This window comes from Kribbella sp. VKM Ac-2571 (assembly GCF_004362255.1).
Taxonomy (GTDB): domain Bacteria; phylum Actinomycetota; class Actinomycetes; order Propionibacteriales; family Kribbellaceae; genus Kribbella; species Kribbella pratensis.
Genome location: NZ_SNWS01000001.1, coordinates 416,910 through 428,261, shown reverse-complemented (window position 1 = coordinate 428,261; position 11,352 = coordinate 416,910). Strand labels below are relative to the sequence as shown.

Genomic DNA, 11,352 nt, shown 5'->3' with positions numbered 1-11,352 from the left:
GATGTCATGCAGAAGCTGGTCAGTGTCGGATTGCAGACAATCGGAGTGTTGTCACCGCGACTCGGCGGGCGGCTCGCGTTCAACCTGTGGCGGCGGCCGCTCGCCCGCGGCCGGGTCCGCCCGGACGAGCAGGCGGTCCACGACGCCGCGCGGGTGCAGATTGTCGACAATGTGAAGACCTACAGCTGGGGCGACGGCAACCGGCCGGTGCTCCTCGTTCACGGCTGGCGGTCTCGCGCCTCGCGGTACGCCGGCTTCATCACGCGCCTGCTCGAGCTCGGCTACAGCCCCGTGTCGTACGACGCTCCCGCGCACGGCGACTCGGACGGCGACGTCGTCTCGATCCTCGGCCACCAGCAGATCATTCGCGGGCTCGAGGAACGCCACGGCCCGTTCGAGGGCGTGATCGCGCATTCCCTCGGCGTACCGTTCGCGCTATATGCCGTCCGCGAAGGCGTCGAGGCGAAGCGGCTGGTGATGATCAGCGGCGTCGCGGACTTCGGGTACCTGGCCGACACGTTCTGCGCCCAGCTCGGCCTGGGGCCGAAGATCAACCAGCAGCTGCGGCGACGGATCGAGCACGGGTACTTCGACGGCGACGACCAGATCTGGACGCGGTTCTCGGTCACGACCGGGAAGCTCGAACTGCTGGTGGTCCACAACGACGAGGACGAGGTCGTCGACCCGGCGCAGGCCCAGGTGCTGCTACGCAACTACGGCGACCGCGCGCACTTCCTGCCGACGACCGGCCTCGGCCACCGCAAGATCCTCTCGGATCCCGCCGTGATCGCCGAGGCGGTCGCCTTTCTCCAGGACTCAGACCAGGACTCAGAGGTCCACTCAGATGTCGCGGAAGGTCTCGATCTGAGCGCCTAGCGAGTTCAGCCGGGTGGCCAGGTCCTCGTAGCCGCGGTTGATCACGTACACGCTGCGCAGGACCGACGTACCCTTCGCGGCCATCATCGCGATCAGCGTGACGACGGCCGGGCGGAGTGCCGGCGGGCACATGATTTCGGCGCCGGAGAAGTGCGTCGGGCCCTCGACCATCACCCGGTGCGGGTCGAGCAGCTTGACCCGGCCGCCGAGCTTGTTCAGGTCGGTCAGGTAGATCGCGCGGTTCTCGTAGACCCAGTCGTGGATCAGGGTCTGCCCGGTGGCGGTCGCCGCGATCACTGCGAAGAACGGCAGGTTGTCGATGTTCAGGCCCGGGAACGGCATCGGGTGGATCTTGTCGATCGGCGCGTGCAGCTTCGACGGCCGGGTGGTGAGGTCGACGAGCCGGGTACGGCCGTTCTCGGCGAGGTACTCCGTACTGCGGTCGTAGTCGAGCCCCATCTCCTCCAGCAGCGCGAGCTCGATCTCCAGGAACTCCACCGGCGCGCGCCGGATGGTGATCTCGGACTTCGTGACGATCGCCGCGGTGAGCAGGCTCATCGCCTCGATCGGGTCCTCCGACGGCGCATAGTCGACGTCCACGTCGATGTCGGCCTTGCCGTGCACGGTCAGCGTCGTGGTGCCGATACCGTCGATCTTCACGCCGAGCAGGTCCAGGTAGAAGCACAGGTCCTGGACCATGTAGTTCGGGCTGGCGTTGCGGATCACCGTCACACCGTCGTACCGGGCGGCGGCCATGATCGCGTTCTCGGTCACGGTGTCGCCGCGCTCGGTCAGCACGATCGGCTTGCCCGGAGTGATCGCCCGGTTCACCAGGGCGTGGTACTGCCCGCCGGTCGCCTTCACCTCGAGACCGAACGGGCGCAACGCGGTCAGGTGCGGCTCGACGGTGCGGGTGCCGAGGTCGCAGCCACCGGCGTACGGCAGTTCGAACGCGTCCTCGCGGTGCAGCAGCGGGCCGAGAAACATGATGATCGAGCGGGTACGACGGGCCGCCTCGGCATCCATCGCGCTCAGGTCGAGGTGCGTCGGCGGAACGATCTCCAGGTCGCCGGCGTCGTTGAGCCAGGTGGTCCGGACGCCGATCGAGTTCAGCACCTCGAGGAGACGGTTGACCTCTTCGATGCGAGCGACCTTGCGCAGCGTCGTCCGGCCCTTGTTCAGCAGCGATGCGCAGAGCAGCGCGACGCCGGCGTTCTTGCTCGACTTCACGTCGATGGCGCCGGACAACTGCCGGCCGCCGGCGACTCGGAGGTGGACCGGGCCGCCGCCGAGAGAGACAATTTCGGAGTCGAGTGCCTCGCCGATCCGGGCGAGCATCTCGAGGGTGAGGTTCTGATGACCCTTCTCGATCCTGTTCACCGCACTCTGGCTGGTGTTCAGTACTTCCGCGAGCTGCGTCTGCGTCCAGCCGCGATGCTTACGGGCGTCCCGGATGAGGTTTCCGATCCGGCTCAGGTAGTCATCGGTCATGCGCGAGACCTTATCTCACATATGAGATACGTCGGCACCGACCCGCCGATGTCAGCGTATCCAACGTCACATCGATTCCTGTACCCACCCTCAACGGGCCCCGCACGGTCTGTTGATACAACCGCCGCCTAGAGTTACTCCAACTCCCGCCGCCACCCGGAGAGGAACCAGTAGATGCCCGAGGACACCTCCGCCGCGGTGGTCAGCGAGTTCGAGGCGGAGTCGTGGCCGCTCGAGGCGGCCGCCGACAGCCTGCACCAGGTCATCGACGGCTTCCAGAACGGGGACACCCGGCCGCTGGTGATCGGCGACGGCGACCAGCCGGTGCTCGTGGTGCTGGCGATCGCCGACCTGGCCGACTTCCGCTCCCGGATCGCGGACCTGCTCGGCAACCCGGTCGACGCCGGCTGGCTGCGGTACTACCTGCGCTCCAACTTCGACATGAGCTCCGAGCGGCTGGTCGAGCTGCTCGGCGTGGACACGGACCACGGCCTGTCCTCGCTGGCCAGTCAGGTGAACGTCGAGCAGGCCGCAACGCTGATGCCCGACCATGTACGCCGTACCGAGGCCGGCGGCAACCCGCTGATGCTGATCGGCGACGGCACTATGGCGACCGCCGCGCTGCTGTCCTTCCAGGCGTTCCAGGTGCTGCTCGCGATGGAAGGCGACGGCAAGGGCGAGGACGACTCCTGCGCGCACGACGACGAGGAGAAACCGACCACGCCTCTGGAGGTGCTCGCCGAGCGGATCGGTCCGGTGTCGACGCAGCTGGTCGCGCAGATCAACGCCGGCCGCGAGCCGGGCCTCCCGCGCTACGAGCTGCATTTCGAGGACGAGCTGGTCGAGCACCTGCGTGACCTGGAAGCGCGGGCACAGAAGGCGCCGGGCGGTGGGGCGTACGACGAGCTGAACGGGCTGCTGCACCAGTTCGACCCAGATGCGCAGCGGGCTGGTCGAAGCGGAAGCCGAGGAGCCGGACGAGGCGCCGTACCTCGAAGCATCCGATCTGAGGGCGGCGCTGCCGGACATCCGGGACGCGTTCCGCGACGGCGCCGACGACCCGTACCTGGTCGGCCTGGACGGACGGCCGCTCGCGGGGCTGATCTCGTTCGACCTGTACGAGGAGCTGCAGAAGGTCTCGGTCGAGCTGGACGGGACAGACGAGGCGCCGGTCCTCCCGCTGCCCGAGCCGCGCTGGGAGAACGGCCCGCGGCTGCTGCCGTTTGAGGTCGCGCTCGAGATGTGCGAGGCGGTCATCGAGGACCTCACCAACGGCGAGGCGTCGATGCTGTTCATCGCCGACGAGGACAACGAGCCCGAACTGGTCCTCGCTCCCCTGGTCTGGCTCTGGGCGTACGTCGACCACCTCAACCTGGAAGGCGCCGACGCCTGACACCCGCGCAGTGACTCCGGGGAGTGCCACTCTGGAACGGTGAACCGGGTTCTGGGGGTGTCTGCGGTCGTGTGCTTACTCGCGGCCGGATGTACGTCGGAACACGCGGCGTTGACCGTCGACCAGGCGGTGACGCTCGCCGACCAGCAGGTCCATCTGAAGGTAGCCGGCGCACCGGCGGGAAAGCCGGTGGACGTCGCCGCGGAGGCCGTCGACCGGGACGGCAAGAAGTGGCACAGCCAGGTGACGGTCACCGCCGACGACCACGGCACGGTGGATCTCGACACGGCGAAGCCCGCGAGCGGGAGCTACCACGACGTCGACGGCATGGGCTTGTTCTGGTCGATGAACCCACCGGAGGGAGATCCGGACGAGCAGTCGTACGTCCCGCCGGTCGAGAACGGGCGCCCGGTCGAGCACCTCGAGATCTCGGTCAGCCGCGACGGGAAGCAGTTGGCGAGTACGACGCTCACTCGGCAGTGGATGTCGTCCGGTGTGACGGTCAGGCCGCTCACGATGGCCAAGGACAAGCTCACCGGCATGTACGTCGCGCCGAAGACGGATGGCGCCAAGCATCCCGCCGTACTGTTCTTCGGCGGCTCTGAAGGCGGCCTGCCGGCCCTCTCGATCCCGTCCCTGCTGGCTTCGCACGGCTACCCGGTACTCGCGGTGGCGTACTTCCACGCGGAGGGCGTGCCGACGGAACTGCGCAACGTCCCGATCGAGTACTTCGCGACGGCGGCTCGTTGGCTCGGCCAACAACCCGGAGTCGATCCGGCGCGCGTCGTCGTCATGAGCGCGTCGTTCGGCACCGAGGCCGCGCTGCTGCTGGCCGACCACTTCCCGGCCCTCGTCCATGGAGCCGTGCTGTTCGCGCCGGGCGCGTCGGCCACGCCATCATTCCCTCATCCAGGCGCGAGTGCGTGGACCTACCAGGGGCGGCCGGTAGGCCCCGGACCGATCCCGGTCGACGGCGTGGACGGACCGGTACTCGCGGTGGCGGGGTCCGCCGACGCGGCGTGGGACTCGCAACAGGCTGCGGAGCTGATCATGCTGGAGCTCGACGATGCCCACGACAAGTTCCCGCACGAGGCCGTGATCCTCCCCGGCGCCGGCCATGGCGTCGGCGGAGCGCCGTACCTGCCGCGCGGCACGACGATCAACCATCCGATCGTCGGCCCGTACAAGTTCGGCGGGACCCGCCCCAGCAACGAGTCGGCCATGCGCCAGGGCTGGGCGAAGACCCTGGCTCTTCTCGCCTCGCTCCAGCGCTAGCTGAACGGGAAGAGCGGCTGCCATTCGGCGAGGGTGGCGATCTCGTAGACGTCGGCCGGGGTGTACGGGTCCTTGGCGAGGATGTCGCGGAGCTCGGCCTCGTCGGCGACGTCGTACACCAGCAGCGCGCCGGTCTGGTCGGTGAACGGTCCGGCGGCGACGAGCTTGCCGTCGGCCTTCAGGGCGGCGAGGTACTCGCGGTGTGCCGGGCGGACCTCCATCCGGCGATCGGTCCGGTCGACGTCGAAGCGCAACTGCACGACATATTGGGCCATGGCGCAACTCTACCAATGGCCTTGGAAACAAGGGATTTGGTGCGGGAAAGGGAGTCACGAGCCGCCACAGCGGCTGGTTCAGGTCAGACCCGAAAGTCGACGAGTGATCTCCCTTCCCGCCCGGACATTCTGACCAGCTGACGGGTCCCTACGCAAGGGTTTGGTTAAGGGAAATTCCTACAGAAAGTTGGTTGAGATAACGCTTCGTGATCGAGCCCCCGGCCGCGTCCATGAGAGCGCTGATACAGCCGTACAGTCCGTCACGCCGGTCCGTTGTCAAGGCCCGATGACCCGAGTACGACGACAGAAGTTCGAGGTACTCGGCCGTCGAATAGACCGCGTCCCAGACATAGCTGCGAAACTCCACGGACCCGAAAAGCTCGGTCTCCCCGAGCCCCGCGGGATCCACCGGTACGTCGTCGGCGGCCGGCAGACCGCCCTTCGCCGGATCGTCGGTGAACCGGTCGTAGCAGGACTGCACGTCGACGAAGAACTGCTCGGAGCCGCCCGCGACATGATGCGTCGACACGACCGCCAGCGCCCCGCCCGGCCGCAGCATGTCCACACACCGCTGCACGCGCGTCGCCGGATCGAGCCAGTGGAACGCGGTCGCCGAGATCACCAGGTCGAACTCCGCCGACGGCAGCTCCCAGGTGTCGAAGTCCGCGACGATCACCTCGACCTCGGGAAGCTTCCGCTGCAAGACGCCGCCGAGCTCGGGACTCAGCTCAACCGCAGTGACCGACCAGCCACGCTGCACCATGGCAGCAGTTGCCTGGCCGGTCCCGGGCCCGATCTCCAGCACCTTCGGCCGGTCTCCGACCATCCGCGCGAGCTCCTCGAAGAGCTCGCGCGGATAAGCCGGCCGAACGCGGTCGTACAACTCCGCGTCTTCTCCGAACGTCGTACGCAAATGCTCGCGGCTCACACCCCCACGCTAACCGCCTACTTTGAGAAGCCACCGATCATTTCGTGGGCCGATTCGTGGTCGGTGGCTTCTCAAAGTTGGGATCGGAGTCAGTCGAGGGCTGCGCGGCCGGCCTCCAGGCGGGCGACCGGGATGCGGAACGGGGAGCAGGAGACGTAGTCGAGGCCGACCTCGTGGAAGAAGTGGATGCTGTCGGGGTCGCCGCCGTGCTCGCCGCAGATGCCGAGCTTGAGGTCCGGCTTGGTCGCCCGCCCGCGGTCCACGCCGGTACGCACCAGCGCCCCGACGCCCTCCCGGTCGATCGACTCGAACGGCGACACCGCGAAGATGCCCTTCTCCAGGTACCGCGAGAAGAACGCGCCCTCGACGTCGTCGCGGCTGAAGCCCCACGTCGTCTGGGTCAGGTCGTTGGTGCCGAACGAGAAGAAGTCGGCCGCCTCCGCGATCTGGTCCGCGATCACCGCGGCCCGCGGCAGCTCGATCATCGTGCCGATCGGGATCTCGGCGCCGGCGGCATCGTCGGCGTAGTCGGCGTAGTCGGCGAGCACGCGTTCCACTTCGTCACGCGCAAGGTGCAGCTCCTGTACGGCGCCGACCAGCGGGATCATGATCTCCGGTCGCGGATCCTTGCCCTGGGCCCGCAACTCGGCGGTCGCCGCCGCGATCGCCCGGACCTGCATCGCGAACAGACCGGGGACCACCAGCCCGAGCCTGACCCCTCGCAGGCCGAGCATCGGGTTCTCCTCGTGCAGCCGTTCGACCGCCGCGAGCAGCTTCACATCGTGCTCCGACTCCTCGCCGCGTTCGCGCGCCACCGCGACCTTCACCGCCAACTCCTCCATCGACGGCAGGAACTCGTGCAGCGGCGGGTCGATCAACCGGATCGTCACCGGCAGCCCGTCCATCGCGTCCAGGAGCTCCAGGAAATCCCCGCGCTGCAAGGGTTCCAGCTCGGCCAGCGCGTTCTCGCGATCCGCATCGTTGTCCGCGAGGATCAGCCGCTCGACGGATTCGCGCCGCTCCCCCAGGAACATGTGCTCGGTCCGGCACAGCCCGATCCCGGACGCCCCGAACCGTCGCGCCCGCGCAGCGTCGTCCGCGGTGTCCGCATTGGTCCGTACGCCGAGCCGCCGTACGTCGTCCGCGTGCGTGATCAACCGGTGCACCGACGCGACCAGGTCGTCGCCCGCGTCCGGGGCGAGCGTGCCCTCGAAGTACTGCACGACCGGGGACGGCACGACCGGGACCTCGCCGCGGAACACCTCACCCGTGGTGCCGTCGATCGAGATCAGCTCGCCGGCTTCGAGCACCGTCCCGTCCACCTTGATGGTGCCCTGGGCGACGTTCACGTCGAGCTCCTCGGCGCCGCAGACACAGGTCTTGCCCATGCCGCGCGCGACCACGGCCGCGTGCGAGGTCTTGCCGCCGCGGCTGGTCAGGATGCCCTGCGCCGCGATCATGCCGTGCAGGTCGTCGGGGTTGGTCTCGCGCCGGACCAGGATGACCTTCTCGCCGCGCTCCGCCGCCTCGACCGCGGCCGCCGACGTGAACACGACCTTGCCCGAGGCCGCACCCGGCGACGCACCGATCGCCTTCGTGATCAGGTCCGTCGCGGCATCCGCGTCGAACCGCGGGAACATCAGCTGCGCGAGCTGCGCACCCTTCACCCGCCGGAGCGCCTCGTCGGTGTCGATCACGCCCTCGTCGACCAGGCTGGTCGCGATCCGGAACGCCGCCGCCGCGGTCCGCTTGCCGACGCGGGTCTGCAGCATCCACAGCTTGCCGCGCTCGACGGTGAACTCGATGTCGCACAGGTCGCGGTAGTGACCTTCGAGCGTGGCCATGATCTCCATCAGGTCGTCGTACGACGCCTTGTCGATCTGCTCGAGGTCCGCGAGCGGGACGGTGTTGCGGATGCCCGCGACGACATCCTCGCCCTGGGCGTTCTGCAGGTAGTCGCCGTACACGCCGGGCTGGCCGCTCGACGGGTCGCGGGTGAACGCGACGCCGGTGCCGGAGTCCATGCCGAGGTTGCCGAACACCATCGAGCAGATGTTCACCGCCGTGCCGAGGTCGGTGGGGATGCGCTCCTGGCGGCGGTAGAGGATCGCGCGGTCCGAGTTCCAGGAGCGGAAGACGGCCTCGGTCGCGAGGTCCATCTGGGTCCGCGGGTCCTGCGGGAACTCGCGGCCGGTGTGGTCGTGGACGGCCTGCTTGAAGGTCTCGACGAGAGCCTTCAGGTCGTCCGCGTCCAGATCCAGGTCGTTGCGCGTCCCCTTCGCCTGCTTGGCGGCCTCGATCGCGTCCTCGAACACGTCGCCGTCCATGCCGAGCACGGTCTTGCCGAACATCTGGATCAGCCGGCGGTACGCGTCCCAGGCGAACCGCGGGTTGCCCGACTGGTGCGCGAGCCCGTTCACCGAGTCGTCGTTGAGGCCGACGTTCAGGACCGTTTCCATCATGCCGGGCATCGAGACGGCGGCACCGGAGCGGACCGAGACCAGCAGCGGGTCGTCCGCCTGGCCGAGCTTCTTGCCCATCTTGCGCTCGAGCAGGTGGACGTGGTGGTCGATCTCGTCGGCGAGCTCGGCCGGTACCGCGCCGGTCTCCAGGTACACGCGGCAGGCGTCGGCGGTGATGGTGAATCCGGGCGGAACCGGCAGGCCGAGATTGGTCATCTCGGCCAGGTTCGCTCCCTTGCCGCCGAGCAGCTGTTTCATGGACTTGTTGCCTTCGGCAAAGTCGTAGACGAGTTTCGGCACGGTCACTCCCTGGGTTGCAGGCGGGTGTTTGCGGCGCGGGAAGATAGCCCGCTGGCCCATCGACTCCGGCGGCGGGGGCGTGCTTTCAGAGTAAGCCCAAAAACCAGTCCAGTTGAACACTGGTCTCACGATGCCGACGTGACCCTCCCCACAGGTCGAAGGCCGGAAAACCCTTCCCACGTTGACAACGCGAGACATTCGACCGATTCGTCATGGAAACGCAGAAGCAGGGTGTAGCCCGCCTTTTCTACGGGTACACCCTGCTTCTTGGACTACTTTTACAGCTTGCGGCGGGTGCGGAGGTAGTCGCCTACGACAGCCGCGCCGAGGCCGTCGGCGTCGGGGGCGAGGACGCGGCCGCCGCTGCGGCGCGCCAGTAGGTCGACGAAGGCGTTCAGGCGCGGGTCGTCGCCCAGGCGGAAGACGGTCAGCGAGGCGCCGAGCTTGGCCAGGCGGTCGACTTCGAAGATCGTCTTGCGGAGGGTGGCCGCCTCGGGAGGGTACGAGAACTCGGCCGTGCCGTCGGGCTCGAGGTGGGCGGTCGGTTCCCCGTCCGTCACCATCAGTACGACGGGTTGTGCGTCCGGATGCCGCCGCAGATGACGACCGGCGAGGAGCAGCGCGTGGTGCGCGTTCGTGCCCTGCTCCCAGGTGCCCTCCAACCCGATCAGCTGGGGCAGCTCGACAACCCCGGCGTACCGGCCGAACGTGATCAGCTGCAACGCGTCGTTGCGGTACCGCGTGGAGATGAGCTGGTGCAGTGCGAGCGCCGTCCGCTTCATCGGCAGCCAGCGCCCCTCCTGCACCATGGACCACGACGTGTCGACCAGCAACGCCACCGCGGCCCGGGCCCGATGCTCGGTCTCCGCGATCTCCACGTCCGCCACATCAAGCTTGACCGACCCGGATCGAGAAGCAGTACGCAGTACGGCGTTCCGCACCGTCCGCGGCACGTCCCACGGCTGGGTGTCCCCGAACTCCCACGGACGCGACGATCCACTCAGCTCACCGGCCGCGCCAGCGTTGGCCGCGTCCCGTTCACCCGATCCCCGAGCGGTCCGCAGTACGTCGGCCAACGCCGTCTGACCGAGCTGACGCAACGCCTTCGGTGACAACCGCAGCGAACCGTCCGGCGCCCGCTCGATCAGACCCTGATCACGCAACTGCCGCTCCAGCTCACTCAGCCGCCGCGCGTCGACCGTCGCCTCGTCACCGAGCTGACGGGTGAGCGCGTCGAGATCGATGTCCTCGAGCCGCGCGCCTGGATACGACTGCGCCAGTTGCTCCGCCAACGCATCCAGTTCCGCGAGGTCGGACATCGCCTGCGCGCCCTCGGCGAGACCGAGCGGATCGTCACCACGCATCTGCTCCGACCCGTACCAGTCCTCCCCCGGCCGCAGCGACTGCAGCTGAGCGTCCAGCTGCGCCAACTGCTGCGCGAGTTGCGGACTGCCGAAGGCCTGCTGCGAAAGCTCCGCCAGCTCGGCGCGCTGTTCGGGAGTCATCGAGTTCAGCATCCGTTGCGCGGCGGCCGCCCGCTGCGCGAGTACGTCGATCAGCTCGTCGACGTTCCGCGGATTCTCCGGGAAGAACTCGCCGTGGTTGGCCATGAACTCCTCGAAGAGTTCCGGCACCTCGGGCCGGCCCTGCGCGTGGGCCGCGAGCAACGCGTTGAGGTCGGCCAGCATCTCGTTGATCGCCTCGATGTCCTCGGGCGTGGTCTGCTGCAGCGCCTCCTTCATGCCCTCGAACCGCGAACCGAGCAGCTCCCGCCCGAGCAGCTCACGGATCTGCTCGTACTTCTCCCGGGCCTCCGACGACTCCCACTGGTAGTTCGCCAGCTCCCGTACGGCGGCCGCCGTACCGGAGGGAAGTGCGTCGAGTTCCGCCTCCTTGAACCGCGCGTCGTCGGACGGATTCGGGAACAGCTCGCGCCGCTCCGCTTCCAGGGCCTCGTTCAGCAGCCGCTGGACGTCACGCAGCGTGCCGTCGAGGTTGTGCCGCCGCTCGATCTCGCGGCGGCGCTCCCACAACCGGCGGCTCAGGTCGTCCAGGCCCTGGGTGTTCCGGGTGCCGCGCCGGAGCAGTTCCTCCAGCGCGGACCGCGGCGACGACCCGTTCATCACGTCCCGGCCGATCTCGTCCAGCGCATCCCGCAGATCCGCCGGGGCCTTCAGAGGATCCGGCCCGTCGTGCCACGGCCCGTACGACCAGCCTTCCGGAATTGAAGCGGTCATGGGGCCTCCCGTCCTGGACTGAGGAGCGCAGGGAGCGAAGCGACCGGAGCGACGAGGGAAGGACGGGAGTTACAGCCCCATGACCCGCCGCGACGGAGTCGCGGCATCAGTGCAT

9 protein-coding genes are annotated in these 11,352 nt (G+C 68.3%); 4 read left to right on the top strand and 5 right to left on the bottom strand.

Annotation, left to right across the window (positions count from 1 at the left end):
- Positions 1-6: 6 nt before the first annotated feature.
- Complete coding sequence (locus EV651_RS02125; RefSeq protein WP_133781359.1) at positions 7-876, top strand: alpha/beta hydrolase; 870 nt, start codon at positions 7-9, stop codon at positions 874-876.
- Here the strand turns inward: EV651_RS02125 and EV651_RS02120 are convergent.
- Entirely contained in the window at positions 841-2,367 is a 1,527-nt protein-coding gene (locus tag EV651_RS02120; protein ID WP_133781357.1) for a UDP-N-acetylglucosamine 1-carboxyvinyltransferase, read from the bottom strand. The genes EV651_RS02125 and EV651_RS02120 overlap by 36 nt on opposite strands.
- Before the next feature lie 174 nt (positions 2,368-2,541).
- On the opposite strand from EV651_RS02120, the gene EV651_RS02115 reads away from it, so the two are divergent.
- From EV651_RS02115 to EV651_RS02110, 3 genes are read left to right on the top strand one after another with little or no spacing between them, the layout of a single operon-like run.
- The gene (locus tag EV651_RS02115; RefSeq protein ID WP_238156599.1) at positions 2,542-3,594 is read left to right on the top strand and encodes a hypothetical protein; all 1,053 of its coding nucleotides are present in this window, start codon (positions 2,542-2,544) and stop codon (positions 3,592-3,594) included.
- A 13-nt stretch (positions 3,595-3,607) separates the two neighbouring features.
- On the top strand, positions 3,608-3,760 hold the full coding sequence (locus EV651_RS42150) for a hypothetical protein (protein WP_238156598.1): 153 nt from the start codon (positions 3,608-3,610) through the stop codon (positions 3,758-3,760).
- 39 nt (positions 3,761-3,799) lie between these two features.
- Positions 3,800-5,035 carry an acyl-CoA thioesterase/bile acid-CoA:amino acid N-acyltransferase family protein gene (locus tag EV651_RS02110; RefSeq protein ID WP_133781355.1) on the top strand — a complete coding sequence of 412 codons (1,236 nt, stop codon included), beginning with the start codon at positions 3,800-3,802 and terminating at the stop codon, positions 5,033-5,035.
- Here the strand turns inward: EV651_RS02110 and EV651_RS02105 are convergent.
- The 4 genes from EV651_RS02105 to EV651_RS02090 form a co-directional block, all read right to left on the bottom strand.
- On the bottom strand, positions 5,032-5,310 hold the full coding sequence (locus EV651_RS02105; RefSeq protein ID WP_133781353.1) for a YciI family protein: 279 nt from the start codon (positions 5,308-5,310) through the stop codon (positions 5,032-5,034). The two genes, EV651_RS02110 and EV651_RS02105, sit on opposite strands and share 4 nt — an antisense overlap.
- Before the next feature lie 148 nt (positions 5,311-5,458).
- Positions 5,459-6,238 (bottom strand): trans-aconitate 2-methyltransferase, encoded by a 780-nt coding sequence (locus EV651_RS02100; protein ID WP_133781351.1) that lies wholly within the window; start codon positions 6,236-6,238, stop codon positions 5,459-5,461.
- An 89-nt stretch (positions 6,239-6,327) separates the two neighbouring features.
- Positions 6,328-9,060 carry a pyruvate, phosphate dikinase gene (gene ppdK / locus EV651_RS02095; RefSeq protein WP_133781349.1) on the bottom strand — a complete coding sequence of 911 codons (2,733 nt, stop codon included), beginning with the start codon at positions 9,058-9,060 and terminating at the stop codon, positions 6,328-6,330.
- A gap of 218 nt (positions 9,061-9,278) precedes the next feature.
- Complete coding sequence (locus EV651_RS02090) at positions 9,279-11,237, bottom strand: VWA domain-containing protein (RefSeq protein ID WP_133781347.1); 1,959 nt, start codon at positions 11,235-11,237, stop codon at positions 9,279-9,281.
- Positions 11,238-11,352: the final 115 nt, after the last annotated feature.

What these genes read in the sequence shown, in the direction of transcription:
- EV651_RS02125 (WP_133781359.1), top strand. Translation starts at nt 7, where the DNA reads ATGCAGAAGCTGGTCAGTGTCGGATTGCAGACAATCGGAGTGTTGTCA.
- EV651_RS02120 (WP_133781357.1), bottom strand. Translation starts at nt 2,367, where the DNA reads ATGACCGATGACTACCTGAGCCGGATCGGAAACCTCATCCGGGACGCC.
- EV651_RS02115 (WP_238156599.1), top strand. Translation starts at nt 2,542, where the DNA reads ATGCCCGAGGACACCTCCGCCGCGGTGGTCAGCGAGTTCGAGGCGGAG.
- EV651_RS42150 (WP_238156598.1), top strand. Translation starts at nt 3,608, where the DNA reads ATGTGCGAGGCGGTCATCGAGGACCTCACCAACGGCGAGGCGTCGATG.
- EV651_RS02105 (WP_133781353.1), bottom strand. Translation starts at nt 5,310, where the DNA reads ATGGCCCAATATGTCGTGCAGTTGCGCTTCGACGTCGACCGGACCGAT.
- ppdK (WP_133781349.1), bottom strand. Translation starts at nt 9,060, where the DNA reads ATGGGCCAGCGGGCTATCTTCCCGCGCCGCAAACACCCGCCTGCAACC.
- EV651_RS02090 (WP_133781347.1), bottom strand. Translation starts at nt 11,237, where the DNA reads ATGACCGCTTCAATTCCGGAAGGCTGGTCGTACGGGCCGTGGCACGAC.